This window comes from Herbihabitans rhizosphaerae, assembly GCF_004216555.1.
Lineage (GTDB): Bacteria > Actinomycetota > Actinomycetes > Mycobacteriales > Pseudonocardiaceae > Herbihabitans > Herbihabitans rhizosphaerae.
This window is the reverse complement of record NZ_SGWQ01000014.1, coordinates 44286-69301: the sequence shown is the minus strand read 5'-3', so window position 1 is coordinate 69301 and position 25016 is coordinate 44286. Positions and strand designations below refer to the sequence as shown.

The window sequence follows — 25016 nt, the reverse complement described above, 5'->3', positions numbered from 1 at the left end:
ATGACTGATCAACCGCGCAAGATCGGCATCGTGCTGTTCCCGGACGTCGAGGAGTTGGACGCGGTCGGCCCCTGGCAGGTGCTCGCGTACTGGGCCAAGGCGTTCCCGGACGACGGCTACGAGGTGTTCACGCTGTCCCGCGACGGCAAGCCCGTGGCGTGCGCCAAAGGCCTCACGATCATGCCGCACCACAGCTTCGAGGACGCGCCGGCGATGGAGGTGCTGCTGCACCCCGGCGGCCGGGGCACCCGTCCGCAGCTCGCCGACGAGTCATACCTGGAATGGGTGCGCGCCCAAAGCGCCACCGTGCCGCTGATGACCAGCGTGTGCACCGGCGCGCTGGTGTTCGCCGCGGCCGGCCTGCTGCGCGACCGGCCGGCCACCACGTACTGGGCGTCGCTGGACCTGCTGCGCGAGCTGGACCCCACCATCGAGGTGCGCCCCGAGGACCGGTTCGTCGACGACGGCGACGTGATCACCTCGGCCGGTGTCTCCGCCGGCATCGACATGGCACTGCACCTGGTCGCCCGGCTCAGCTCGACCGAGCGGGCGCGCGAGGTGCGGCGTGGCATCCAGTACGACCCCGCTCCCCCGGTCTGATCCCCTTGTGGCACAAGGAGATCAGCCGGCGGCGATGACCTCGATCTCGACCAGCCAGTCGTCGGCCAGCGTCTGCGCGACGATCGCCGTGGTCGGCACCACCCGCCCGTCGAGCGCGGCGACTCGCGCCACCGCGTTCGGCCCGGCGTAGTCGACGTCGCGCAGGTAGCTGGTGACCCGGACGATGTTGTCCACGGTCATGTCCGCCGACGCGAGGATCGCCCGGATGTTGGACCAGATCAGCTCGAGATGCTCGGTCAAGGTCTCAGCGGCGACCCCGTCGTGGTCCAGCCCCATCGTGCCGGAGACGAACAGGAACCGTTGTGCGCCACGGACTTCCATGGCGTGCGCGTAGTCGCCGGTCGGCGGGTAGACGCCGTCGCTTGGGCTGTGCGGGATCGCCTCCACGCGGTCAGCCGAGGTCCGGGAACCAGAGCTTGATCTCGCGCGCGGCGGACTCCGGCGAGTCGGAACCGTGCACGATGTTGTTCTGCACCACGGTGGCGAAGTCGCCGCGGATGCTGCCGTTGTTCGCCTTCACCGGGTCGGTGGCGCCGGCGAGCTGGCGGAACGCCTCGATCGCGCGCTCACCCTCGACGACGAGGGCCACGACCTGGCCGGAGGTGATGAACTCGAGCAGGCTCTCGTAGAACCCCTTGCCCTGGTGCTCGGCGTAGTGCTGCTCGGCGATGTCACGCTTCACCGTGCGCAGTTCGAGGGCGGCCAGCGTCAGGCCCTTGCGCTCGATGCGCGAGATGACCTCGCCGACGAGACCACGGCCGACGCCGTCGGGCTTGACCAGAACCAGGGTGCGCTCAGACACGACGGACCGTACTCCTTTGTGCGGTGTTACCAGGTGCGCGCAGCCTATCCGACGCCTCAACGGCCATGTCGCCGCAGGGTTTTCGTCCACAACGCGGTGCCGGCACCGTCGCGCAGGTGCACGGTCAGCTCGCCGCCGCGATCGATCTCGATCTCGCCGAAGTGCTGGTACCCGTCCATCGGCCCGCCGCCGGGCGCGGCCGGGTGGTGGGTGAACTCCACCTTCGGGCCGAACGTCGGGTCGAGCGGGTTGGGGCCACCGGTGCCGGCGTTGATCGGCCCGGACACGAACTCCCAGAACGGGTCGAAGTCGCCGACGGCCGCGCGATCCGGCGAGTAGTGGTGCGCCGCGGTGTAGTGCACGTCCGCGGTCAGCCACACCACGTTCCGCACCCGGCCGGCGATCGACCGCAGCACCCAGGCCAGCTCGTGCTCCCGGGCTCCCGGCGCACCGGGCAGACCGTTGGCCACGCCCTCGATCCCCGCGCCGTCCGGCACCACCAGCCCGATCGGCAGGTCGGCCGCGATGATCTTCCAGGTGGCGGTGCTGCGCCGCAGGCCGTCGACCAGCCAGCGCGCCTGCCGCTCGCCGAGCACATGCCCGGCACCGTCGCGCGGCGCGTTGTTGGCGTCCTTGTAGCTGCGCATGTCGAGCACGAACACCTCGAGGTGCGCGCCGTAGTGGAACTTCCGGTACACCCGCCCGTCGACGGCCCGCGCGGTGTCGATCGGCAGCCACTCGTGGAACGCCTGGAACCCGCGCGCGGCAAGGACATCCACCCGCTTCTCGGTGTAGCGCGGGTCCACCAGCACCTCACCCGGGTACCAGTTGTTGGTGACCTCGTGGTCGTCCCATTGCGCGATCATGGGCGCCCGTGCGGCGAGCGCGCGCACGTTGTGGTCGAGCAAGTTGTAGGCGAACTGGCCACGGTACTCGGCGAGCGTCTCGGCCACCTTCGACTTCTCCGGCGTGACGATGTTGCGCCACACCCGGCCGTCGGGCAGCGTCACCGTCTCGGCGAGCACGCCGTCGGCGTACACGGTGTCGCCGCTGTGCAGAAAGAAGTCCGGCTCGCGGGCGGCCATCGACGCGTACGCGGTCATGCCGCCGATGTCCGGGTTGATCCCCCAGCCCTGGCCGGCGGTGTCACCCGTCCACACGAACCGCGCCGGCGCGGGACCGTACGGTGCCGTACGGAACGATCCGGTGAGCCGCTCGCTCGCGACCCGCCCGTCCAAATCCTCGGCGCGCACCCGGTAGTGGATCTCTTGTCCCGGCGGCAAATGCCGCAGCGACACGGTCCCGGTGCCGTCCGTCTCCGGCGTGAGCACCGGCCCGGTGATCAGCCGCGACCGCGTGAACGACGGGTCCGGCGACACCTCGACCAGCATCCGCGACGGCCGGTCCGCCCTCGTCCACACCAGCGCGCCGTCCGTGCGCACATCACCCGACTGCACGCCGTGCGTCAGCACCGGACGCCCGGACCTGGTCAACCCGACCGCCGGGGTGGCACTCAGCGCACCCGTCGCCAGTGCCGCCGATCCGACCAGTCCCGCACGGAGAATCGTTCGCCTGCTCGTCATGGCCGGATTTCTAACTCCGGAACACGGCGGCCTCACCAACTGCGGCCGTCCGCGCGGTGAACACGTACGGTTCACCCGTGCAGATCGACATCGATTCGTCGTCAGCCGAACCCCCGTACGAACAGGTGCGTGGCCAGATCGCGCGGCAGATCATCGACCACACACTGGCCGTAGGCACCCGGCTGCCGACCGTGCGGGCGCTGGCCGCCGATCTCGGCATCGCGGTGAACACGGTCGCCCGGTCCTACCGCGAACTGGAGGAGGCGGGCCTGGTCGAGACGCGCGGCAGGGCCGGCACCTACGTCAGCGCGGCCGGCGAGAGCGCGCGAGCCGCCGTGCAACGCGCCGCCCGGGAGTACGCGGCCAACGCGACCGCGCTCGGCATCGGCCGGGACGAGGCGCTGCGCATGATCGAGGCCGCCCTCGACGAGGCTCGCTAAGCGGCTGCTGAACAACGTCGTGCTGTCTGAAACTTAGCGATCGCTCCGTTCATGTTTTGCGTACTTTAGCCCGCTAAAGTCCCTCAGCCACGGAGAAAGCCCAGGTCAACCACGATCATCAGGGCGCGGAGAACGTGAGGGTGATGCACAGACGGCCCAACGTGGTGGTGGGCCACCACCTCGCGGGCCTTGTTCAGCCCACTCCTAGTCGACCTGCTGGCTGGGCAGTGTGCCCTCGGCCATTTTGCGCGCCACCAAGCGGCGGATGATCAGGAAGTAGATCCACACCGCCGCGAAGATCACGCCGACGATGGCCAGCACCGGCACGATGAGCCCGGCCAGAACCAGCACGCCCTGCATCGCCAGCCCGAACAGGACAGCCCACGGCCGCCTGGCGAACCGGCAGCCGACGATCAGCACCAACCCGAGCACGGCGACCACGACGAGCTGGAAGGTGGTCGGCCCGCCGTCTGCCTTCGCCACGACGAGCATCGCCAGCAGCACGACGATCGCTTCCAGGATCAGCGTCGCCGCGATCACCCCGCCGAACGATTTCAGCGGATCCTTGATCGGCGTGCTCACGCGGGCTCCTTGCCGAACAGGGCGCGCGCCTCACCCACGGTGACAACCGATCCGGTGACCACCACGCCGGCGCCGGACATCGGCTCGCCACTGTCGACGATCTCCTCGGCGAGCCGCACGGCGGTCTCGATCGCGTCGTCCAGCCTCGGCTCCACCAACACTCGATCGTCGCCGATCACCTCGCGCGCGATCGTCGCCAGTTCGTCGACGTCCATCGCGCGTGGCGAGGAGTTGCGGGTGACCACGACCTCGGAGGCCACCGAATCGAGCGCCTCCAGGATGCCGCGCGCGTCCTTGTCGGCCATCACGCCGACCACGGCGACCAGCTTGCGGAAGTCGAACTCCTCGTCCAGCGCCGCCGCGAGCGCCCGCGCGCCGTGCGGGTTGTGCGCGGCGTCCACGAACACGCTCGGCGCCTGCCGGACGCGCTCCAGCCGGCCGGGCACCACGAGGCCGGCGAAACCCTCGCGGATCGCCTCCACGTCGAGCTGTCGGCCGGCACCCGCGCCGAAGAACGCCTCGACCGCGGCCAGCGCGAGCACGGCATTGCCGGCCTGGTGCGCGCCGTGCAGCGGAAGGAAGATCTCGTCGTACACGCCGCCGAGCCCCTGCAGCTTGAGCATCTGGCCACCGACCGCGACCTTGCGCTCCAGCACGCCGAACTCCAGCCCCTGCCGGGCAACCGTGGCGTCCACCTCGGCGCACCGCTCCAGCAGGACGGCCGCGACCTCGGGGCGCTGCTCGGCGAGCACCGCGACCGAGCCGGGCTTGACGATGCCGGCCTTCTCCTTGGCGATCGCGGTCACGTCGTCGCCGAGATACTCGACGTGGTCGACGTCGATCGGGCACACCACGGCGACCTTCGCGTCGGCCACGTTGGTCGCGTCCCAGGAGCCGCCGAGGCCGACCTCGATCACGGCCGCCTCCACCGGCGCGTCGGCGAACGCGGCGAACGCCATCCCGGTGAGCACCTCGAACTTGCTCATCGCCGGCCCGCCCAGTTCGTCCACAATGGACACATAGGGGCGGAGATCGGTGTAGGCGTCGACGTAGGCCGCCGGGGCGATCGGCGAGCCGTCCAGCGCGATCCGCTCGGTGACGAGCTGCAGGTGCGGGCTGGTGTACCGGCCGACGCGCAGCCCGATGCGGGTCAGCAGCGAGTCGATCATCCGCGAGGTGGACGACTTGCCGTTGGTACCGGCCACGTGCAGCACCGGGTAGGTCCGCTGCGGCTCGCCGAGGATGTCCACGAGCGCGGCGATCCGCTCCAGTGACGGCTCGATCTTGGTCTCCGGCCAGCGCTGGTTCAGCTCGGCCTCGACCGCACGCAACGCCTCGAGCACTTCGGGATCCACTACGGACACGCGGGCAGTCTAGGTGGTGGCCGCGGTGCGAACTCATCCGCAACCCTGCGGAAACGCGCACACAACAGTGGTGCGGCGCAATGAGGTATGGCCGTGCCCGCGATCGAACCCGAGCCGCTGGACGTCAGCCTGCGTTTCCGTACGATCCACGGCTACCGCCGGGCGTACCGCGTGGGCGGACGTGGCCCGGCGCTGCTGCTCATCCACGGCATCAGCGACTCGTCGGAGACCTGGCAGTCCGTTCTCGGTGATCTGGCGAAGCGGTACACGGTGATCGCGCCGGACCTGCTCGGCCACGGCGATTCGGACAAACCGCGCGCGGACTACTCGGCGGCGGCCTACGCCTGCGGGATGCGCGATCTGCTGTCCGTGCTCGACATCTCGCGGGTCACGGTGATCGGCCACTCGCTGGGCGGCGGGGTCGCCGCCCAGTTCGCTTACCAGTTCCCGGAGCGCTGTGAGCGACTGGTGCTGGTGTGCGGAGGCGGCGCGGGCCGGGCGGTACACCCGATGCTCCGGCTCGCGGCCGGACCGTGGGCCGAACTGGCTCTGCCCGCGGTCACCTCGGCGCCGGTCAGCTCGGTGATCAGCTTCGTGCTGTCGGCCGTGCCCGGGTTGTCCGGGATGGGCACTCGCACCGATCTCGCGTACGTGCTGCGGCGGTACCAGCTGCTGCGAGAACCCAGGGCGCGCAAGGCTTTCCTGCGCACACTGCGCGCCGTGGTCGATCAGCGCGGGCAGGTGGTGACCCTGCTCGACCGCAGCTACCTGGCCACCGGGATCCCCACGCTGCTGATCTGGGGCGAGCACGACCGGATCGTGCCGGCCGAGCAGGCCGCGGTGGCGCGGGCGGCCATGCCGGGCAGCCGGCTGGAGATCTTCCCGTCGTCGGGGCACTTCCCGCAGCACGACGACCCGGAGCGGTTCGTCGCCGTGCTGGACGAGTTCATGGAGACCACCTCGCCCGCCGAGTACGACGCGGCGCGCTGGCGCACGATGCTGCGCGACGGGCGGCCGGGCGATCCGAACGAGATGTCCTCCGGGTCCTAACGCGACGGCCGAAAGCTGCCAGCATCGCGGCCCTCACCCGGCTTGACTCGAACTCGATTCATCAAGCCAGGAAAGGGAAAACCAATGTCGTCTCGTTTGGACTCGAAGGTGATCGTGGTCACCGGTGGCACGTCGGGCATCGGACGGGCGGTCGCCGAGCGGGTCGCCTCGGAAGGCGCCCGCGTGGTGCTGGGCGCGCGTCGCAAGGACGTCGGCGAGGAGGTGGCCGCCGGCATCCGCGCCCGCGGCGGACGGGCGGTGTTCGTGCCGACGGACGTGACCGCGCCCGAGGAGGTGGCCGCGCTGGTCCGCACCGCGGTGGACGAGTTCGGGCGGCTCGACGGCGCGTTCAACAACGCCGGCACGGTCAGCGCGTTCGGCCCGGTGCAGGACATCGACCCGGACGCGTGGCACGCCGAGATCGACGCGAACCTGACCAGCGTGTTCCACAGCATGCGGCACGAGATCCCGGCGATCCTCGAATCGGGGGGTGGCGCGATCCTCAACAACGCGTCCAACCTCGGGGTGGTCGGCATGCCCTCGGTGTCGCCGTACGTGGCGGCCAAGCACGCCGTGGTCGGCCTGACTCGCGCGGCCGCGCTGGAGACCGCCGAGCAGGGCGTGCGGGTGAACGCCCTGGTCACCGGTGGTGTGGACACGCCGCTGTTCCGGAGCACGATGGGCACCACGCCGGAGGACCGGGCCGCGATCGCGGCGTTGCACCCGGTCAACCGGATCGCCGAGCCGGAGGAGATCGCGGCGTTCGCGGCGTTCCTGCTCAGCGACGAGTCGACGTTCGTCACCGGTGCCGCGCTCGCCGTCGACGGCGGCTTCACCACCCGCTGATCACGGTCCGATGTGGACGGTCCGGTTCGGACTGTCCACATGGGCCACCACCGCGCGAGTTCCGCGTTCAGACACGCCGAGTCCCGCGCTCGAGCAGCCGGATGGGCCTGCATGAGCGCGGGACTCGCTGGTGCACAGCGCGGGACTCGCGCGTTCGGGTGACGGCGTCAAGCGGTGGCGTTGAGCGGGAAGGTGACGCCGGTCAGCCGCTCGGACTCGGCCCACAGCCGGGTGGCCAGGGCCTGGTCGTGCGCCGCCTTGCTGCGCTTCGCGAGCGCCGGGGCACCGCGCATCTCGCCGATCCCCTTCGGGCCGATGTAGTCACCGCTGGCCAGGTCGGCGGTCGCCGCGTAGAGGGTGGGCAGCGCACCGGCGTCCGCGTGTTGGGCGAACAGCTTGTTGCCGACGGCCATGAAGGCGTGCAGGAGCGGGCGCTCGGTGTGGCCCTGCAGGTTGGTCGCCGCCCAGCCGGGGTGCGCCGCCGTCACCAGCACCGGACTGTCCACTTCGGTCAGTCGACGGCGCAGTTCCCGCACGAACAGCAGGTTGGCGAGTTTGGACTGGGCGTAGGCGCCGGCCGACGAGTAGCGCTTGGTCCTGTTCAGGTCGTCGAAGTCGATCTTGCCGCGCCAGTGCGCGCCGGAGGCCACGACGACCACCCGGCCGGTCACGTGCGGTAGCAGCAGGTTGGTCAGCGCGAAGTGGCCGAGGTGGTTGGTGCCGAGCTGCATCTCGAAGCCGTCCGCCGTGGCGCGCTGCGGGACCAGCATCACGCCGGCGTTGTTGATCAGCAGGTCGATGTCGCCGCTCCAGCCCTCGGCGAAGGCGCGCACGGACGCCAGGTCGGCGAGGTCGAGCGCGCGCACCTCGGTACTTCCGTCGATGGTCGCGGCGGCCGCCTCACCTTTGGCCCGGTCGCGTACGGCGAGGACGACGTGCGCGCCCTTCTCGGCGAGCGCACGGGCGGCGCTCAGGCCGATCCCGCTGTTGGCGCCGGTGACGACGGCGGTGCGCCCGGTCAGGTCCGGCAGGTTCTCGGTGCTCCAGTTCTTCGTCATGACTCGAATGTAGGCAGCGTCAACTATGATGTCAATGCCAACATTGATGACGCTGACAACATCCTCAGCTAGGGTGATGGACATGGCCCCCCGCTACCACCACGGAGACCTGCGTGCCGCGCTGCTCGACGGCGCGCTGGAGATGCTGCGCGAGCGCGGCGTCGAGGCGCTGTCACTGCGCGAGCTGGCGCGCGAGATCGGGGTCAGCCACGCCGCGCCCAGCCGGCACTTCAAGGACAAGCGCGCCTTGCTGGACGCCTTGGCGCTCAAGGGTTTCCAGCGCCTCAGCGAGGTGATGGCCGAGGCGATTGGCCGCCGGGGCGCGTTCTCCACGAGGTTTCGCGCGACGGCGGCCGCCTATGTCGACTTCGCGGTGAAGGACGCGGCGCTGCTCGACGTCATGTACACCAACAAGCACGCTCCCGACGTGCCCGCCGAGCTGCTCGAGGCCGGCATGCGACTCGGCGAGGTCGTCCTCGGGATGATCGTGGACGGACAGCGTGCGGGCAAGGTCCGCTCCGGTGACCCCACCCGCGTCAGCATGCTGATCCTGACCAGCCTGCACGGGTTCGCCAGCCTGCGCGCCAGCGGCATGCTGCCCGCCGAGGGCGCGGACAAGGCACTCGACGCTCTCGTGAGCGACCTCGCCCGCGCGATCCGCCCGGAGGCGTAGGCCCGACCGGTCAGCCCGCCCAAGACGGGTCGCGGCCGGCGAGGCCGAGCACGCGGTCCACGGTGGCGGACGAGGCCGGCACGATCACCTCGGGCCCGTAGACCTTCATCTGCCGTCCCTGTTCGGCGCTGCGCGTGACCTCCTCGAGCAGGTATTCGAGGACGTCCTCGTCCCACGCCGGATGCTGGCCGGTCGCCCGTGCCAGGTCCCAACCGTGGATGACCAGCTCGCCGACGACCATGCCGGCGATCAGCGGCGCCGGCAGCTCCATCGGGCCCATGCTCGTGACGCCCTCCCACGCGCTGGGCCGGCTCCAGGCCTCGACGAGACGGGCGACGTGCGCGTCGAGCACGGCCGCCCAGTCACCTTCGGTCAGGTCCACGTCCGTCTCGGCCTCGGCCGGAGGAGGCACGGATTCCTTGTACGCGGCCCCGACCAGCGACGGTCCCCAGAACAGCAGATGGTTCACCAGCTTGCGGACGTCGTACTCGGCGCAGGGAGTACGCATGCCGAGCTGGTCCGGCTTGATGTCGTTGATGATCTCCACCATGGGTGCGGCCGCGCGAGCCACGAGCTGTGCGTCAGACATGGCGCCAGGAAAGCACTGCCGGCGGCGGCTGTCTTGAACAAACGCGACTCTAGACTCGCGGCATGACCAGGGACGCGCGCGAACTCGGGAGTGCGTGGACGACGTTCCAGCGCCACACGTTCCCGAGCCCGTCGCCGGACCTGGCCCGCTATGTCGAGCGCTACTGGCTGGTCTCCTGGACCTACGAGGAGCCCTACCGGCAAACTGATCGTGCCGTACCCGAACGTGCACCTGACCTTCCGAGACGGCCGCGCGACGGTGAACGGTGTGCACAGCGGGCACCAGATCAAGGTGTTGGACGGCACCGGCGGCGTGTTCGGAGTGGCGTTCCGGCCCGGCTGCTTCCGGCCGTTCCTGCGCGCGTCCGTCTCGACGATCACCGACCGGTCGATCGACGCCGGTGCGGTGTTCGGCCCCGAGCTGCCGGAACCGGTCGACGTGGAGACCGTCGACCGGTTCCTCCTCGCGCGACTGCCCGAGCCCGATCCCACCGCGGACGACGTCGCGGACATCGTCGCGAAGATCGCGGCGAACCCGATGATCACGAGGGTCGACTCGCTGGCGCGCGAACTGGACACCAGTGTCCGGCGGTTGCAGCGGTTGTTCGCCGAATACGTCGGCATCGGGCCGAAATGGGTCATCCGACGCTACCGGCTGCACGAGGTGACCGAGCGGCTGGCCAACGGCGCGGAGATCGACTGGGCGTCGCTCGCCGCCGAGCTCGGGTACGCCGATCAGGCGCACTTCGCCCGCGACTTCAAGAAGATGTTCGGCGAGCCGCCCACGCGGTACGCCGAGCGATACTAGTACCACAGGGCCTTCCGGCGTGTCGTGAGCCAGGCTAACGGGTCGAGCCCGCTGAACCTCTTAGCCGCGCTAACGGGTTCAGCGGGCTCGACCCGGTTGTGGCCCTGTAGTACTAGGTCGACGTCAGCGAGGGGCGCGGTCGACCGGGTAGCCGTTCTTCCAGATCATGGCGACATCGCGGACGGCGGCGACGTCCTCGGTCGGATCACCGTTGACCAGCAGCAGATCGGCGCGCAGCCCGGGAGCGATCCGGCCACGGTCGGCGAGGTCGTAGATCCGAGCCGGAGCCGCGGTGGCCGCGGCGAGCGCCTGCGCCGGGGTCAGGCCCGCGCCGACGAGATGGGTCAGCTCGGCCAGCAGAGTGGCGCCGTGTGCCCAGAAACCGAAGGCGCCGCCACCGCCGGCGTCGGTACCCGCGGTGATCGGCACGCCCGCCGAGTGCAGCCGCAGCACGTTGCTCGCGGCCATCTGGAGCAGGGTCGGCGGGCAGCCGGGCTGCCTGTTCCGCAGGGCCCGGAGCTGCGTCTCGGACAAGTACGGATGCACCCGCGGGTCGCGCAGCAGATCGTCGGAGCCGCGTCCACAGTCCACAATGGACAGTGTGGGCGTGACGAAGGTGCCACGCGCACGAGCCGCTCGGACGAACGCGTCGTCGGTCGGGTCGATGAAGATGTGGACCAGGCCGTCGGCGCCGGCGTCGACCGCGATCCTGGCGAGGTTCAGCGCGGCCACGTGACCGACCGCCAGGCGGCCACGGCGATGAGCGGCCGCGACGACCGCGCGAAGCTGCGCCGGGCTGAGCGTGGGAAAGTCCAGTCCGAAGATCTTGCCGTCGTCGAGCATGAACTTGATGAAGTCGGAGCCCTCCGCGACCCGATCCGCGACGAGCCGGCCCGGGTCGTCGCCCGGCCCCAGCCGTGCGATCTTCGGAAGGTTCGGCACGGTGTCGGCGGGCAGCCCCTTCTCGACCGTGACGAGGTCGCCGGAGGACCACACGTCGGCTTGGTCGGTGCGCTGCCACGACTGGCGCTGCCGTCGCGCGGCGGGGATCCGGGCCGGATCGCCCCACGTGTCCAGTTGAGTGGTGACACCGAAGCGCAGGGCGTCCCGACCGTCCACGGCCGGATCGGCGCCGAAGAACGCGAACGAGTGCGTGTGTCCGTCGATCAGACCGGGGAGCAAGGTCTTGCCGCGCCCGTCGTGGATCGGGACGCCGCGGGGAGCGGCGAGGTCGCCGATCGCGGCGATGTGGCCGCCGACGACGAGTACCGAGCCGACGCCAGTGGCCCGGACGCCGTCGAAGATGCGAACGTCTCGAACCAGGAAGGTGTTAGTGGCTTGCGGCGCCTGGGCGGTGTCCGGCGACGCCGGAGCCTCCGCCGTGGCCACGATCAGCCCCGCGGCGAGCACCGTGCCCAGCAGGATGGCCGGCCTGCGGTGGACACGCCTTGCCATGACGTTCCCGATCATGCTCTCCCCCAACGTCGACCGTTTCCGATGCACCGAAAGCTACGTTGCATTCGTCAACTCGTCAAGAAGTCTCTGTCGAATTTCCTTGTATACAAGAGATCTACGTCGAATCATTGCAATGGACTTACACGCGAATGCAACGCCTTCCCCGTCGTCCTTGCAATGAGCAGCGCACGAATGCAACACTCCGCACGAACGACGGGAGGGACCGCGATGCCCGGTGGAAGGCTCACGCTCGAGGACCGCCGGCAGATCGCCGCGGGACTCGCCGAGGGGGTGTCGCACGCCGAGATCGCCCGCAGGCTCGCCCGGCCCACCTCCACGATCAGCCGGGAGGTGAACCGCAACGGCGGCCACAGCGGGTACCGGGCCGAGCAGGCTCACGGGGCGACCCGGCAACGCGCCCGCCGGAGCACGCGGCCCGTACCGGCGGCACCGATCCTCACCGACCCGTACGGCCGCGACCCTGAGGCCGTGCGGGAGTTCGCCGAACAGCTCGCCACGATACTGGTCAGCACCGGAATGCCGCGCATGATGGCGAGGGTGCTCAGCTGCCTCTACCTCAGCGACAGCGGCACCCTCACCTCCGCGGACCTGGTGCGGCGGCTGCGCGTCAGCCCCTCATCGGTGTCCAAGGCGGTCAGCTATCTGGAAGGCCAAGCACTCCTCCAGCGCCACTCCTCAGCACCCGGGCGACGCGAGCACTACGCCATCGGCGAGGACGTCTGGTACCGGTCGCTTCTAGCCAGCGCGCGGGCCAACGCCATGCTCGCCGACACCGCCCGCGACGGCACGCGGATCTTCGACCCCAACACACCGACCGGCGCCCGGCTGGAGACAGCGGCGCGGTTTCTCACCGCACTCAGCCAGGACATGATCAGCAAGGTCGAGCAGATCCTGGCCGGCACGACCACGACGTCGGCTGGTACTACAGGGCTACAACCGGGTCGAGCCCGCTGAACCCGTTAGCGCGGCTAAAAGGTTCAGCGGGCTCGACCCGTTAGCCTGGCTCACGACACGCCGAAGGCCCTGTAGTACTAGGCAGGTGGCAGGGCGTCCAGCCGGCCGGTGATCCGCTCGATGTCGGCGATCGCCGCGTCCCGGCGAGCCGCCACCTTGGCCACCACGTCGGCCGGGGCTTTGTCGGTGAACTTCGGGTTGGCCAGCTTCCCCTCGTTCTGCGACAGCTCCTTGCGCGCCGCGGCCAGATCCTTCTCCAGCCGCTTGCGTTCGGCGGCGAAGTCGATCGCGCCGGACAGGTCCAGCTCCACGACCACCGCCGCGCCGATGCCCACCTCGATCGAGGCGCTCGGCGTGAAGCCGTCGGCCGGCTCGTCCAGCCGGGCCAGCGTGCGCACCGCCGTCACGTGGTCACCGAGCCCGGCATCGTCCACACCGGACAGTCGGGCGGCCACCCGCTGGCCGGGCTTGAGCCCCTGCTCGGACCGGAACCGCCGGATCTCGGTGACCAGCTTCTGCACGCCGTGGATCCGTTGCGCGGCAACGGTATCGCGCTCGGCACCCAGCGACTTCGGCCACGCCGCGATCACCAGCGACTCGCCGCCGGTGAGCGCGGTCCAGAGCGACTCGGTCACGAACGGCACGATCGGGTGCAGCAGCCGCAGCACCGTGTCCAGCACGTGCCCGAGCACCAGCCGCGTCGATTCGGCGCGCGCGCCGCCCTCGGCGATCTGCACCTTCGCCAGCTCGAGGTACCAGTCGCAGAACTCGCCCCAGGTGTAGTGGTAGAGCCCGTCGCACAGCTTGGCGAACTCGAACGCCTCGAAGTGACCGTCCACTTCGGACACCAGCGCGTCGACGCCGTCCAGGATCCAGCGGTCGGCGTCGGTGAGCTGATCGCGCGCGGGCAGCTCACCGGCCACCGTGGCACCGTTCATCAGCGCGAACCTGCTGGCGTTGAACAACTTCGTGACGAAGTTGCGCGATCCGGCCACCCAGTCCTCGGCCAGCGCCATGTCGCTGCCCGGGTTCGCGCCGCGGGCCAGCGTGTACCGCGTGGCGTCGGCGCCGTAGGTGTCCAGCCAGCGCAGCGGGTCGATCACGTTGCCGCGCGACTTGGACATCTTCTTGCCGGACGCGTCGCGGATCAGCCCGTGCAGCGCGACCGTATGAAATGGCACAGCACGGCTGGGCCCACGATCTGCCATCGCGTACAGGTCGAACATCATCATCCGGACGACCCAGAAGAAGAGAATGTCGTAGCCGGTGACCAGCACGCTGGTCGGATAGAACTTCGCGAGGTCAGGCGTCTCGTCGGGCCAGCCGAGCGTGGAGATCGGCCACAGCGCCGAGGAGAACCAGGTGTCCAGCACGTCCGGGTCCTGGTGCCACTCGTCACCCGACGGCGGCTCCTCGTCCGGCCCGACGCACACCACCTTGTCGTTCGGCCCGTACCAGACCGGGATCCGGTGGCCCCACCACAACTGGCGCGAGATGCACCAGTCGTGCATGTTGTCCACCCAGTCGAAGTAGCGCTTGGCCAACTCCGGCGGCTCGATCGTGGTGCGGCCGTCGCGGACCGCGTCACCCGCGGCCTTGGCCAGCGGCTCGACCTTGACGAACCACTGCACTGACAGGCGCGGCTCGACCACCGTGTCGCACCGCGAGCAGTGCCCGACCGCGTGCACGTAGGGCCGCTTCTCCGCGACGATCCGGCCGTCCGCGCGCAGGGCGGCGACCACGGCGGGCCGCGCCTCGAACCGGTCCAACCCCTGGAACGGGCCGTGCGCGGTGATCGCGCCGCGCTCGTCCATGATCGTCAGCATCGGCAGCTCGTGCCGGCGGCCGATCTCGAAGTCGTTCGGGTCGTGCGCCGGGGTCACCTTCACCGCGCCGGAGCCGAACTCCGGGTCGACGTGCTCGTCGGCGACGATCGGAATCCTGCGGCCGGTCAGCGGCAGCTCCACCTCGGTGCCGATCAGGTGCTTGTACCGCTCGTCGTCCGGATGCACGGCGACGGCCGTGTCACCGAGCATCGTCTCGGCCCGCGTGGTGGCCACGACGATGCCGTCATCCTCTGTGCCGTAACGGATCGAGACCAGCTCGCCGTCGTCGTCGGAGTGCTCGACCTCGATGTCGGACAGCGCCGTGTGGCACCGCACGCACCAGTTGATGATGCGCTCGGCCTGGTAGATCAGCCCGTCCTCGAACAGCCGCTTGAAGATCGTCTGGACCGCGCGGGACAACCCGTCGTCCATGGTGAACCGCTCGCGGTCCCAGTCCACGCCGTCGCCGAGGCGGCGCATCTGCTGCAGGATCTGCCCGCCGGAGGACTCCTTCCACTCCCACACGCGCTCGACGAACGCCTCGCGCCCGAGGTCGTGGCGGGACTTGCCGTCCTTGGCCAGCTCCCGCTCGACCACGTTCTGCGTGGCGATGCCCGCGTGATCCATGCCGGGCAGCCACAGCGCCTCGTAACCCTGCATGCGGCGGCGCCGGGTGAGCGCGTCCATCAGCGTGTGGTCGAGCGCGTGTCCCATGTGGAGGGACCCGGTGACGTTGGGCGGCGGGATCACGATCGTGTACGGCGGCTTGTCGCTGTGCGGATCGGCCGCGAAGTAACCGGCGTCTACCCACCGCTGGTACAGCTCCGCCTCGGTGGCCGCCGGATCGAAGGCGGTCGGCAGATCAGTACGCGGTGCGGTGTCGTCGGTCATGCACAGAGTTTACGAACTGTGCCCGCGCCCGCTCATCCGCATTACCCGATGCAACCATCCGCCACCCTGCGACGTGTCAGTGCCGTGAGTGATCACCCGTCCGGGCGCGAGCGCCGCAACAAGGTGCTCGGCAAGCTCGTCTCGCCGCTCCTGCTGATCGTCATCCTCGGCACGCTGGCCTACTTCGCCAGAGACGATCTTCGCGAGGCGGTCACCAGAGACGCGGCACCGGTGGTCTCCTCGGGTCCGACCACGACGCCAGGGGCGATGGTGCCGGACGCGGTGGTCGACCTCGCCGCGCCGTTCACCGGGACGCACGCCGCCGGTTGGGCCAACGGCGACGCGGGCATCGTCGCGCCGCCGGCCGCACCGATCGGCAAGCACACCGCGGCACAGGTCGCCGACGCCTACGCCCGGGTGCGCACGCTGCTGATCGCGACCAGGCTCGACCGCGCGGTGATCGAGCGGCACGACCTGGCGCCGGTGCTCGCGCTGATCTCCCCGGACGAGCGCGCTCACCTGCTGAAACTCGTGCGGGAGAAGCCCGGGACGGCGTACGCGCAGGTCACCAGGATCGCGCCGGGGTTCCGGCTGCTGCCGGTCGCGCCGAAGGTCAGCGGGCGGATGTGGGCGGCTCCGGGGCCGGACGGCGAGCTGATCGTGCACACCGACTACCTGTTCGCCTACGCGTTCCACGCCGACGCGCCGAAGAAGCTGGCCGACGTGCACGACATCGTGTCGGTGGACCGGTTCCAGGCGGCCTACCCGTTGTACGTGGGCGATCAGTGGACGGTCGGTTCACGCGGTCTCGCGTTCGGCGAGATCAGCAGCTACCACTACTCGATGGCGTGCGGCGCGTTGAAGCGTGGCGAGTTGGCGCCGGCGCACAGCGAGCAGACGCCGGGCGGCACGAAGGACGATCCGAGGAAGTTCTACGACCCCGCAGCACCACTGCCCAGCGAGTCGACCTGCCCGGGATGAGCACGGCGTTCCCGGTGCGGGGTTCCTAGTATGGAGGGATGAGCCGCAAGCCTCCTGAGCGCGACATCGACGAGTCGGAGCTGGACGTCGAACGGCCGAAGAAGTGGGCGGCGGGCATCCCCGGCGTGGCGGTGTCGCTCGCCCGCTCGGCCGAGCAGATGGGCGTCGGTCGCTCCGTGCGCACGCTGCGGCTGCTCAACCAGCGCGACGGGTTCGACTGTCCCGGCTGCGCGTGGCCCGAGCCTCGGGGGCATCGGGGGCACGTCGAGTTCTGCGAGAACGGCGCGAAGGCGGTCGCCGAGGAGGCCACTCGCCGGCGGGTCACACCCGAGTTCTTCGCCGAGCACTCGATCACCGAACTCGCCGGCAAGACCGACTACTGGCTCGGCCAGCAGGGCCGGCTCACCCACCCGATGGTGCTGCGCGACGGCGGCACGCACTACGAGCCGATCGACTGGGACGACGCGTTCACCCTGGTCGCCGACGAGCTGCGCGGGCTGGCGAGCCCGAACGAGGCGATCTTCTACACCTCCGGCCGCACCAGCAACGAGGCCGCGTTCGTGTACCAGCTGCTCGTCCGCTCGTTCGGCACCAACAACCTGCCGGACTGCTCGAACATGTGCCACGAGTCCTCCGGCGCCGCGCTGGTGGAGACGATCGGCATCGGCAAGGGCTCGGTCAGCCTTGCCGACTTCGAGCTGGCGGACCTGATTCTGGTCGTCGGGCAGAACCCGGGCACCAACCACCCGAGAATGCTCACCGCGCTGGAGAAGGCCAAGGCCGCCGGCGCGAAGATCGTCGCGGTGAACCCGCTGCCGGAGGCGGGGCTGCTGCGGTTCAAGAACCCGCAGAAGGTGCGCGGCGTCCTCGGCAAGGGCACGGCGCTCGCCGACGAGTTCTGCCAGATCCGGCTGGGCGGCGACCAGGCCTTCTTCCGGGCGATCGGGCACCTGCTGCTGGCCTGGGAGAAGGCGGCGCCCGGCACGGTGGTCGACCGCGAGCTGGTGGACGGCGCAACGGGTTTCGCCGCGTACGAGTCCACTGTGGACGATCTGGACTGGGACGCGGTGGACGCCGCGACCGGGCTCGACCGCGAGCAGATCGTGCGCGTGGCACGCATGATCGCCGAGTCGAAGGCCGCGATCGCCTGCTGGGCCATGGGTTTGACGCAGCACAAGCACGCGGTGGCCACGATCGCCGAGATCGCCAACGTGTGGCTGCTACGCGGGATGATCGGCAAGCCGGGTGCGGGCCTGTGCCCGGTGCGCGGCCACTCCAACGTGCAGGGCGACCGCACGATGGGGATCTACGAGAAGATGCCGGAGTCTTTCCTGTCCACATTGGACAGTGAGTTCGGGATCAGCGTGCCGCGCGAGCCGGGGCACGACACAGTGGCCGCGATCAGGGCGATGCGCGACGGTGCGGGGAAGGTGTTCTTCGCCGTGGGCGGCAACTTCGTCGCGGCCACACCGGACACCGAGCTGACCGAGCGGGCGCTGCGCTCGTGCGCGCTGACCGTGCAGGTGTCCACCAAGCTGAACCGTTCGCACGTCGTGCCCGGCCGCACCGCGCTGATCCTGCCCACACTCGGCCGCACCGAGCGCGACGAGCAGCCCGCCGGCGAGCAGTTCGTGACGGTGGAGGACTCGATGTCGGTGGTGCACCGCTCGCGCGGGCGGCTGGCACCGGCGAGCGAGCACCTTCTGTCCGAAGTGGACATTCTGTGCCGGCTCGGCACGGCACTGCTCGGCGAGGCGCATCCGGTGCCGTGGCAGGCTTTCCGGACGAACTATGACACCATACGGGAGCGTATCGCGCGGGTGATCCCCGGCTGCGACGACTACAACGCGAGGGTGCGCGAGCCGGACGGGTTCGTGCTGCCGCACCCGCCGCGCGACCGCCGCGAGTTCACCGGAACGGCGTCGGGCAAGGCCACCTTCGCGATCACCGAGCTGGACTATCCTCGGGTGCCCGAGGGTCGGCTGCTGCTACAGACGCTGCGCAGCCACGACCAGTACAACACCACGATCTACGGGCTGGACGACCGCTACCGGGGCGTCTCAGACGGCCGGCGCGTGGTGTTCGTGCACCCGGACGACATCGCCGAGCGTGGCCTGTCCGACGGGCAACTCGTGGATCTGGTCAGCGAATGGTCCACTGTGGACGGTGTGACCGAGCGACGGGCCGACAAGTTCCGGGTGGTCTCCTACTCCACCGCGCGCGGGTGCGCCGCCGCGTACTTTCCCGAGGCGAACTCGTTGGTGCCACTGGACTCCACGGCCGACAAGTCCGGCACGCCCACCTCGAAATCGATCGTCGTGCGACTGGAGCCCGCTGGCTGACCGTCACCCGTTTGCGCGAGTCCCGCGCTGGAGCACGGTGAGTCCCGCGCCCTGCACCATGCGGAGCGCGGGACTCACCGGTGCAGGGCGCGGGACTCGCGACTTGTCAGCCGTTGCGCACCATGCAGCTGGCCGCGACGTACCGGCCGGTGCCGATCTTGGCCCACTCGAAGTCGGCAGTGCCGCACGCGTTGTACCAGCTACCGCGCACGATGCTGGACACGCACGCGTCCTGGCCCTTGTTGAGCTGGCCGACCGCGGCACCGGAGGCGCTCGCCCGGTTGCGGATGATCACGGTCTCCTTGGCGTGCATGTTCTTGTCGCACGCCAGGGCCTGCGCACCGGCGGCCGGCGAGACGGCGGCCTGCGCCGGCGCGGCGGCGACCGAGGGGGCCAGCGTCGCGGCGGCGAGAATTCCCAGTGCTGCCAAGGACCTTCGAGCGTTCATTCGGTCACTCCTATGTGACTTGAAAGGCAAAACGGAGTGAACCTAGCTCCGCGAATCAGCCGCGCGCCACAAACGTGAGAATCCCTACACGTTTCCTGTGATCACGCCGTCACCGCAGGTGGGAGGCACCGTTGAGGTCGAGCACCGTACCGGCCGCCCAGGTCGCCTCGTCGGAGGCGAGGTAGCGCACCGCCGCGGCGATCTCCTCGGCCGTGCCGACCCGGCCGAACGGGCTCTGCGCACGCAGCCGCTCGCCCTCCTCGCCGTCCAACCGGCCCGCCGTGCGACCGGTCGCCACGAAGCCCGGCGCGACCGCGGCGACCGCGATCCCGTGCGGCGCAAGGGAAACCGCCGCCGACTGGCTCAGCGCGTGCAGGCCGGCCTTGGTGGCGCCGTAGGCCGGGTGATCAGGCTCACCGCGGAACGCGCCGCGTGAACCGATGTTCACGATCCGCCCGCCGGCACCCTGCTCGATCATCACGGCCGCCACCTGGTGGATCACGTTCGCCGCGCCCACCAGGTTCACGTCCACCATCCGCCGCCACACCGCTTGCCAGTCCACATAGGACACTTCGCCGAGCCGGTGCGCGTTGTCCGCGGTCGTGCCGACGGCCGCGTTGTTCACCAGTACGTCGATCCCACCGAGCCCGGCGGCCGCCTCGGCCACGAATCCCGCCACCGCGTCGGGGGCGCCGATGTCGCCCGACACGAGCACGTGGCCGTCGCCGGACAGCGCGGCGAGCGTCTCCTCCGCACTGTCCTTTTTGGACACATAGTGCACGGCGACCCGGTCGCCGGCGGCGGCGAAGGCGGCGGCCACCGCGCGGCCGATCCCTCCGGAGGCGCCGGTGACCAGAACACGACGTGGAGCAGGGGTAGGCATCGTCATTCGCCAAGCCTCGCAGACCCGACCTATGGCGCTACCCGGACGCCGAGCACACCGCCACGATGCGATTCAGGTCCCCATTCCGGAGGGTGTCTCATGTTCAGACGGTTATTAGCCCCGACAGTCGCCGCTACCGCCCTGTTCGCCCTGTTCGTCGCCCCGATGCCGGCCACCGCCGAACAGCCGACCCAGGTCCGCGAGGTGTTCGCACCGGACGGATCCATCAGCCGAGTCACGGTCCCCGTTGTCGACCAACCCGCGGCTCCCCCGGCCTCGGTGGTCGCCGAGGTGATCCCCATCCAAGAGACCGGCCCGTCCGACGAGCGATTCGATCTGGTGTTCGTCGGCGACGGATACACCGCCGACCAGATCGCGACCTACCACGAGCACGTGGTCAACCGGTGGAACGAGCTGATCCAGGTCGAGCCGTTCCGCGAGCTGAAGGACCTGTTCAACGTGTGGCAGGTCAACGTCACCTCCAAGCAGTCCGGCGTGGACAACGATCCGCAGCAGGGTGTGGACAAGGACACCGCACTGGACATGGGGTTCTGGTGCGGCGGCACGGAACGGCTGTTGTGCGTCAACGAGACGAAGGCCCAGCAGTTCGCCGACCTCGCGCGCGACGTCGACCAGGTCGTCGCCCTCGGCAACAGCACGAAGTACGGCGGCGCGGGCGGCACGGTCGCCACCTCGTCCGGCGGGAACGAGCAGGCCGGCCAGATCGTGCCGCACGAGCTCGGCCACTCGGTCGGCGACCTGGCCGACGAGTACGACTACCCGAACGACACCTACGACGGCCCGGAGCCGCGCGAGGTCAACGTGTCCACCTACGACGCCGACACGATGGCCGACCGCGAGGCCAAGTGGCACACCTACCTCGGCAAGGACTCCCCGGACGGCGGGAAGATCGGAACCTACGAGGGCGCCTACTACCACAAGCACGGCGTGTACCGGCCGACCGAGAACTCGCTGATGCGCTCGCTCGGCCGGCCGTTCAACCTGGTCGGGCTGGATGTGATGCGCGCGGCGATCAAGAACAAGACGCGCTAGCTCTCGCGCGCGACGCCGTACGCTGACAGGCGTGAGGTGTGCGCGATGGGACGGGTGACCACGCGGCGGCCGGTACTGCGGCTGTCCCCGAGCGGAGCGAACCGGCGGCCGGACGCGCTGGCCGCCGAGGAGCCGCTGGAGATCCGGGTGAACAGCCGGCCGCTGGCGGTCACCATGCGCACGCCGGGCAACGACGTCGAGCTGACCCACGGGTTCCTGCTCACCGAGGGCGTGATCGGCTCGCGCGAGGACGTGCGCACCGCCCGCTACTGCGACTCGCTGGACGCGGAGGGCCGCAACACCTACAACGTGCTCGACGTCGCGCTCGCGCCCGATGTGCCGGACCCCGATCCCGGTGTGGAGCGCAACTTCTACACCACCTCGTCGTGCGGTGTGTGCGGCAAGGCGGCGCTGGACGCGGTCCGGCTGCGCACCCGCTTCTCCCCCGCCGCCGACCCGTGCGTGATCACCGCCGCCACCCTCGGCCGGCTGCCCGCGCTGCTGCGCGAGGAGCAGAAGGTCTTCGCCAGCACCGGTGGGCTGCACGCCGCCGGACTGTTCGCCGTGGACGGCGAGCCGCTGGTGGTGCGCGAGGACATCGGCCGGCACAACGCGGTGGACAAGGTGATCGGCGCGGCGCTGCTGGCCGGGCAGGTGCCGCTGACCGGAACCGTGCTGCTGGTGTCCGGGCGCGCGTCGTTCGAGCTGGTGCAGAAGGCCGCGATGGCCGGAATTCCCGTACTGGCGGCGGTTTCCGCGCCGTCGTCGCTGGCCGCCGACCTCGCCGACGAGCAGGGCATGACGCTGATCGGATTCCTGCGCGGCGACTCCATGAATGTCTACAGTGGACAGAACCGCGTGGTGGAGTACGCGTGAGGCCACTGGACGGCACGGTGGTGCTCAGCCTCGAGCAGGCGGTCGCGGTGCCCTACGCCACCCGGCTGCTCGCCGACCTCGGCGCCCGCGTGATCAAGGTGGAACGGCGCGGTGACGGTGACAGCGGCGGGGACTTCGCGCGGCACTACGACAGCACCTGCGGCACGGTGTCCAGCTACTTCGCGTGGACCAACGTGGGCAAGGAGTCGATCACCCTCGACCTCAAGCACCCGGACGGCGCCTCGGTCGTCGCGCGTCTGGTCGAGCGGGCCGACGTGGTCATGTGCAACCTCTCCCCGGACGCCGCGCGCCGCCTGTCGCTGGACCCGGATTCCTTGCGGCACAAGCGAAGCGAGCTGATCGTCGCGGAGCTGTCCGCGTACGGCGAAGGCGGGCCCTACGACGGGCGGAAGGCCTTCGACGCGCTGGTGCAGTCCGAGGTGGGGCTGGTCGAGGCGACCGGGGACGGTGACATGACGGCTCGCGCCGGGATCTCCGTGGCCGACATCGCGGCCGGGGTGCAATTGCACGCGGCCGTGCTCGCCGCGCTGCTGCACCGCGAACGCACCGGCGAGGGTGCCACCCTGCGGCTGAGCCTGATGGAGGCGCTGGCCGAGTGGATGCACCAGCCACTGCTGTACGCGCTCGGCACGGCCGCGCCACCGCCGAGGCACGGCGCGCACCACCCGACGATCGCGCCGTACGGGCCGTTCCGGTGCGGTGACGGCGGGGCGGTGCACCTGGCGGTGCAGAACGAGCAGCAGTGGCGGCGGCTGTGCGACGCGGTGCTGGGCCTGCCGGAGCTGGCCGACGATCCACGGTTCGCCACCGTGCCCGACCGGGTGCGGCACCGCGAGGAGCTGCACGCCGAGCTGCTGCGGTGCTTCGAGGACCTCGGCGCGGACGAGCTGCTGGCCAAGCTGGACGCCGCCGACGTGCCGGCCGCGCGTACCCGGGGAGTCGCCGAACTGGTGGACCATCCGCAGCTCACCGCCCGGTCGCGGCCGGTCGAGGTACCGGTGCCCGGTGGGGCGGTGCCGATGCTGCGCCCGCCGGTGGACGCCGACGCGTGGAGCTGGACGGCGGGAACGGTCCCGGGGCTCGGCGCGCACACTGACGTCGTACTCGGCTGGCTCGGGTACACGACCAGGGAAATCGACCTGCTCAGGGAGCGTTCGGTCATTTAGTGTCGATTGTTCGGCAACCGAATCGGGAACGGGAGCGTCGAAACAGGTGTAGATCGGCCTGGGAGGGCCGGGGGTACAGGAGGGACCATGGGTCCGCGGGACGATCACGGCGGGCGCCGAATCGGTCGGCGCCCGCTGTTGATCGCCAGTGTCACAGGGCTGGCCGGCGCGGGGGCCGCCGTCGTGGCCGGCTCGTCCACACCGCCGGACGTGCGGCCGGCACCGGCCGCGTCACCCGTACCGCACCCGCCCGCGCTCACGACCGTCGACCGGGTCTACTCACCGTCACGCCGCCGCGAGGTCGAGATCGTGACGCTGCTGCCCGCGCACCGGCCGCCCGGCCCGCTTCCGGTCTGCCTGTTCCTGCACGGCCGGTTCGGCAGCGCCCGGCGCGCCGTGCCACCGGGCCTGCGCGACGAGCTGATGTCGGCCGTCGCACGCGGCTCGGTCCCCCCGTTCGCGTTCGTCACCGTCGACGGCGGCGGCAACAGCTACTGGCACGACGACCCGATGAGAATGCTGCTGGACGAGGTGCCGGGGTGGCTGCGCGCCAGAGGGCTCGGTGACGCCGCCACCGGCACGCCGTTCGCCTGCGCCGGGGTGTCGATGGGCGGGTTCGGCGCGCTGCTGTACGCCCGCCGGCGCCAGGAGCGTGGCAACCCGGCACGTGCGGTGGCCACGATCGCGCCCGCGCTGATCACGTCGTGGCAGGAGATGCGCAGCCGCAAGGCGTTCCAGGACATGTGGCAGTGGGCCGAACTGGACCCGCTGCGGCACGTGAAGGAGCTGGGCCGGGTACCGGTCGGGCTCTGGTGCGGCACCGAGGACCCGTTCGTCGAGGGCGTGCGGAAGTTCGTCCGGCAGGCGCGCCCCGAGGTCGCGTTCCTCGGCCCCGGCGGTCACAACGACGGGTTCTACCGGCGGATCCTGCCGGACATGGTGCGCTTCCTCGGCCGCAAGCTGGGCAGCGGCGCGGCCGGCTGACAGCGCTAGAAGTCGCGAGTCCCGCGCTCAGACACCCCGAGTCCCGCGCTCGTGCTGCGTGAACGCGGGACTCACCGGTGCAGGGCGCGGGACTCGCGGGCCAAGGCGCACGGTGGGGTCGAGTACCCAGTCTCGCGCGGACGGCCAGCGGCCGTAGCCGGCTTTCGGATCGAGGTGCCCGCCGCCGGGGATCACGTCCAGCTCCACGTCCAGCCGCCGCGCCGTGTTCGTGGCGTCCGCGACCGTGCCGTACCGGTCGTCGTCGCCGACCACCATCCGGGTGACACTCGCGGCCCGGCGCACACCGGCCGCGTCGAGCGGGGTCGGCTGGAAGCTCGCGACCTCCTCGTCGCGCCATCGCGGTGCGGGCGGCGAGGCCAGCAGCACGCGGTCCACCTTCAGCCGAGGGTCGAACTCGCCAGCCGCGTGGTGCAGCCACAGCAGCGCGCCCAGCGAGTGGGCCATCACGACCCGCTCCACGCCGGTGGGCGCCGCGTCCAGGTGCTCGCGCAGCTCCGCCAGCCACACGTCCAGCCGGGGCGCGTCCGGGTCGCTGAACCGGGGCAGGTCCACACCGGCGCCCTGGTGGGCCAGCTCGCCGGCCAAGAGGTTCTGCCAGTCCCCAGCGATGCGCCCGTCGAGTAGACCCGTCCAACCGTGCACCATCAGCACGTACGGCAGGCCCCCAGGTGAGCCCACA

At 70.4% G+C, this 25016-nt stretch carries 25 protein-coding genes; 13 read left to right on the top strand and 12 right to left on the bottom strand.

The window, feature by feature from the left end; genetic code table 11:
• Positions 1-600 carry a DJ-1/PfpI family protein gene (locus EV193_RS29340; RefSeq protein WP_130348190.1) on the top strand — a complete coding sequence of 200 codons (600 nt, stop codon included), beginning with the start codon at positions 1-3 and terminating at the stop codon, positions 598-600.
• A 21-nt stretch (positions 601-621) separates the two neighbouring features.
• On the opposite strand, the gene EV193_RS29335 is transcribed toward EV193_RS29340, so the two are convergent.
• Genes EV193_RS29335 through EV193_RS29325 form a run of 3 tightly spaced genes read right to left on the bottom strand, consistent with a single transcriptional unit; the run spans position 622 to position 3006 of the window.
• Positions 622-1008: a RidA family protein gene (locus EV193_RS29335; protein WP_130348189.1), complete on the bottom strand. Its 387-nt coding sequence runs from the start codon at positions 1006-1008 to the stop codon at positions 622-624.
• Between the two features lie 4 nt (positions 1009-1012).
• Positions 1013-1423: a nucleoside-diphosphate kinase gene (gene ndk, locus EV193_RS29330; protein ID WP_130348188.1), complete on the bottom strand. Its 411-nt coding sequence runs from the start codon at positions 1421-1423 to the stop codon at positions 1013-1015.
• A gap of 56 nt (positions 1424-1479) precedes the next feature.
• The gene (locus EV193_RS29325; RefSeq protein ID WP_130348187.1) at positions 1480-3006 is read right to left on the bottom strand and encodes an alkaline phosphatase D family protein; all 1527 of its coding nucleotides are present in this window, start codon (positions 3004-3006) and stop codon (positions 1480-1482) included.
• Between the two features lie 77 nt (positions 3007-3083).
• On the opposite strand from EV193_RS29325, the gene EV193_RS29320 reads away from it, so the two are divergent.
• Complete coding sequence (locus EV193_RS29320) at positions 3084-3446, top strand: GntR family transcriptional regulator (protein WP_130348186.1); 363 nt, start codon at positions 3084-3086, stop codon at positions 3444-3446.
• Between the two features lie 204 nt (positions 3447-3650).
• Here EV193_RS29320 and EV193_RS29315 read toward each other — a convergent pair whose 3' ends face one another.
• Entirely contained in the window at positions 3651-4028 is a 378-nt protein-coding gene (locus tag EV193_RS29315) for a DUF4233 domain-containing protein (RefSeq protein WP_130348185.1), read from the bottom strand.
• Entirely contained in the window at positions 4025-5392 is a 1368-nt protein-coding gene (gene folC, locus EV193_RS29310; protein ID WP_130348184.1) for a bifunctional tetrahydrofolate synthase/dihydrofolate synthase, read from the bottom strand. The genes EV193_RS29315 and folC overlap by 4 nt, the downstream gene beginning before the upstream one ends.
• A gap of 87 nt (positions 5393-5479) precedes the next feature.
• Between folC and EV193_RS29305 the strand changes: the two genes are divergently transcribed.
• Positions 5480-6442, top strand: coding sequence for an alpha/beta fold hydrolase (locus tag EV193_RS29305; RefSeq protein WP_130348183.1), 963 nt, complete (start codon positions 5480-5482; stop codon positions 6440-6442).
• Between the two features lie 84 nt (positions 6443-6526).
• Positions 6527-7288, top strand: coding sequence for an SDR family NAD(P)-dependent oxidoreductase (locus EV193_RS29300; protein WP_130348182.1), 762 nt, complete (start codon positions 6527-6529; stop codon positions 7286-7288).
• Positions 7289-7455: 167 nt separating this feature from the next.
• On the opposite strand, the gene EV193_RS29295 is transcribed toward EV193_RS29300, so the two are convergent.
• Positions 7456-8346 (bottom strand): oxidoreductase, encoded by an 891-nt coding sequence (locus EV193_RS29295; protein WP_130348181.1) that lies wholly within the window; start codon positions 8344-8346, stop codon positions 7456-7458.
• An 82-nt stretch (positions 8347-8428) separates the two neighbouring features.
• Between EV193_RS29295 and EV193_RS29290 the strand changes: the two genes are divergently transcribed.
• The gene (locus tag EV193_RS29290; protein ID WP_130348180.1) at positions 8429-9019 is read left to right on the top strand and encodes a TetR/AcrR family transcriptional regulator; all 591 of its coding nucleotides are present in this window, start codon (positions 8429-8431) and stop codon (positions 9017-9019) included.
• 10 nt (positions 9020-9029) lie between these two features.
• Here EV193_RS29290 and EV193_RS29285 read toward each other — a convergent pair whose 3' ends face one another.
• Complete coding sequence (locus EV193_RS29285) at positions 9030-9608, bottom strand: TIGR03086 family metal-binding protein (RefSeq protein WP_130348179.1); 579 nt, start codon at positions 9606-9608, stop codon at positions 9030-9032.
• Between the two features lie 210 nt (positions 9609-9818).
• Between EV193_RS29285 and EV193_RS29280 the strand changes: the two genes are divergently transcribed.
• On the top strand, positions 9819-10415 hold the full coding sequence (locus EV193_RS29280) for a helix-turn-helix domain-containing protein (RefSeq protein ID WP_242613759.1): 597 nt from the start codon (positions 9819-9821) through the stop codon (positions 10413-10415).
• Between the two features lie 123 nt (positions 10416-10538).
• On the opposite strand, the gene EV193_RS29275 is transcribed toward EV193_RS29280, so the two are convergent.
• Positions 10539-11870: an amidohydrolase family protein gene (locus EV193_RS29275; RefSeq protein WP_130348178.1), complete on the bottom strand. Its 1332-nt coding sequence runs from the start codon at positions 11868-11870 to the stop codon at positions 10539-10541.
• A 228-nt stretch (positions 11871-12098) separates the two neighbouring features.
• Between EV193_RS29275 and EV193_RS29270 the strand changes: the two genes are divergently transcribed.
• Entirely contained in the window at positions 12099-12845 is a 747-nt protein-coding gene (locus EV193_RS29270) for a helix-turn-helix domain-containing protein (protein ID WP_130348177.1), read from the top strand.
• A 77-nt stretch (positions 12846-12922) separates the two neighbouring features.
• Here the strand turns inward: EV193_RS29270 and EV193_RS29265 are convergent, their stop codons facing one another.
• On the bottom strand, positions 12923-15562 hold the full coding sequence (locus EV193_RS29265) for a valine--tRNA ligase (protein ID WP_130348176.1): 2640 nt from the start codon (positions 15560-15562) through the stop codon (positions 12923-12925).
• Between the two features lie 84 nt (positions 15563-15646).
• On the opposite strand from EV193_RS29265, the gene EV193_RS29260 reads away from it, so the two are divergent.
• Both EV193_RS29260 and EV193_RS29255 read left to right on the top strand, forming a co-directional pair.
• The gene (locus EV193_RS29260) at positions 15647-16543 is read left to right on the top strand and encodes a hypothetical protein (RefSeq protein ID WP_130348175.1); all 897 of its coding nucleotides are present in this window, start codon (positions 15647-15649) and stop codon (positions 16541-16543) included.
• A 38-nt stretch (positions 16544-16581) separates the two neighbouring features.
• Positions 16582-18885 (top strand): FdhF/YdeP family oxidoreductase, encoded by a 2304-nt coding sequence (locus tag EV193_RS29255; RefSeq protein ID WP_130348174.1) that lies wholly within the window; start codon positions 16582-16584, stop codon positions 18883-18885.
• A gap of 106 nt (positions 18886-18991) precedes the next feature.
• Here the strand turns inward: EV193_RS29255 and EV193_RS29250 are convergent, their stop codons facing one another.
• Both EV193_RS29250 and EV193_RS29245 read right to left on the bottom strand, forming a co-directional pair.
• Positions 18992-19333, bottom strand: coding sequence for a hypothetical protein (locus EV193_RS29250; RefSeq protein ID WP_130348173.1), 342 nt, complete (start codon positions 19331-19333; stop codon positions 18992-18994).
• Positions 19334-19442: 109 nt separating this feature from the next.
• The gene (locus tag EV193_RS29245) at positions 19443-20222 is read right to left on the bottom strand and encodes an SDR family NAD(P)-dependent oxidoreductase (protein WP_130348172.1); all 780 of its coding nucleotides are present in this window, start codon (positions 20220-20222) and stop codon (positions 19443-19445) included.
• 93 nt (positions 20223-20315) lie between these two features.
• Between EV193_RS29245 and EV193_RS29240 the strand changes: the two genes are divergently transcribed.
• The 4 genes from EV193_RS29240 (at position 20316) to EV193_RS29225 (ending at position 24316) form a co-directional block, all read left to right on the top strand.
• Positions 20316-21269: a M64 family metallopeptidase gene (locus EV193_RS29240; protein WP_207222857.1), complete on the top strand. Its 954-nt coding sequence runs from the start codon at positions 20316-20318 to the stop codon at positions 21267-21269.
• 45 nt (positions 21270-21314) lie between these two features.
• Positions 21315-22145: a formate dehydrogenase accessory sulfurtransferase FdhD gene (gene fdhD / locus EV193_RS29235; protein WP_130348171.1), complete on the top strand. Its 831-nt coding sequence runs from the start codon at positions 21315-21317 to the stop codon at positions 22143-22145.
• Positions 22142-23332, top strand: coding sequence for a CaiB/BaiF CoA transferase family protein (locus tag EV193_RS29230; protein ID WP_130348170.1), 1191 nt, complete (start codon positions 22142-22144; stop codon positions 23330-23332). The genes fdhD and EV193_RS29230 overlap by 4 nt, the downstream gene beginning before the upstream one ends.
• An 87-nt stretch (positions 23333-23419) precedes the next feature.
• Complete coding sequence (locus tag EV193_RS29225; protein WP_130348169.1) at positions 23420-24316, top strand: alpha/beta hydrolase; 897 nt, start codon at positions 23420-23422, stop codon at positions 24314-24316.
• Between the two features lie 27 nt (positions 24317-24343).
• Here EV193_RS29225 and EV193_RS29220 read toward each other — a convergent pair whose 3' ends face one another.
• The gene (locus tag EV193_RS29220; RefSeq protein ID WP_242613758.1) at positions 24344-25015 is read right to left on the bottom strand and encodes an RBBP9/YdeN family alpha/beta hydrolase; all 672 of its coding nucleotides are present in this window, start codon (positions 25013-25015) and stop codon (positions 24344-24346) included.
• Position 25016: the final 1 nt, after the last annotated feature.

Excerpts from the sequence above, each read along its gene's own strand:
- EV193_RS29340 (WP_130348190.1), top strand. The coding sequence starts at position 1 with ATGACTGATCAACCGCGCAAGATCGGCATCGTGCTGTTCCCGGACGTC.
- EV193_RS29325 (WP_130348187.1), bottom strand. The coding sequence starts at position 3,006 with ATGACGAGCAGGCGAACGATTCTCCGTGCGGGACTGGTCGGATCGGCG.
- EV193_RS29305 (WP_130348183.1), top strand. The coding sequence starts at position 5,480 with ATGGCCGTGCCCGCGATCGAACCCGAGCCGCTGGACGTCAGCCTGCGT.
- EV193_RS29300 (WP_130348182.1), top strand. The coding sequence starts at position 6,527 with ATGTCGTCTCGTTTGGACTCGAAGGTGATCGTGGTCACCGGTGGCACG.
- EV193_RS29295 (WP_130348181.1), bottom strand. The coding sequence starts at position 8,346 with ATGACGAAGAACTGGAGCACCGAGAACCTGCCGGACCTGACCGGGCGC.
- EV193_RS29290 (WP_130348180.1), top strand. The coding sequence starts at position 8,429 with ATGGCCCCCCGCTACCACCACGGAGACCTGCGTGCCGCGCTGCTCGAC.
- EV193_RS29285 (WP_130348179.1), bottom strand. The coding sequence starts at position 9,608 with ATGTCTGACGCACAGCTCGTGGCTCGCGCGGCCGCACCCATGGTGGAG.
- EV193_RS29275 (WP_130348178.1), bottom strand. The coding sequence starts at position 11,870 with ATGGCAAGGCGTGTCCACCGCAGGCCGGCCATCCTGCTGGGCACGGTG.
- EV193_RS29270 (WP_130348177.1), top strand. The coding sequence starts at position 12,099 with ATGCCCGGTGGAAGGCTCACGCTCGAGGACCGCCGGCAGATCGCCGCG.
- EV193_RS29265 (WP_130348176.1), bottom strand. The coding sequence starts at position 15,562 with ATGACCGACGACACCGCACCGCGTACTGATCTGCCGACCGCCTTCGAT.
- EV193_RS29255 (WP_130348174.1), top strand. The coding sequence starts at position 16,582 with ATGAGCCGCAAGCCTCCTGAGCGCGACATCGACGAGTCGGAGCTGGAC.
- EV193_RS29250 (WP_130348173.1), bottom strand. The coding sequence starts at position 19,333 with ATGAACGCTCGAAGGTCCTTGGCAGCACTGGGAATTCTCGCCGCCGCG.
- EV193_RS29245 (WP_130348172.1), bottom strand. The coding sequence starts at position 20,222 with ATGACGATGCCTACCCCTGCTCCACGTCGTGTTCTGGTCACCGGCGCC.
- EV193_RS29240 (WP_207222857.1), top strand. The coding sequence starts at position 20,316 with ATGTTCAGACGGTTATTAGCCCCGACAGTCGCCGCTACCGCCCTGTTC.
- fdhD (WP_130348171.1), top strand. The coding sequence starts at position 21,315 with ATGGGACGGGTGACCACGCGGCGGCCGGTACTGCGGCTGTCCCCGAGC.
- EV193_RS29225 (WP_130348169.1), top strand. The coding sequence starts at position 23,420 with ATGGGTCCGCGGGACGATCACGGCGGGCGCCGAATCGGTCGGCGCCCG.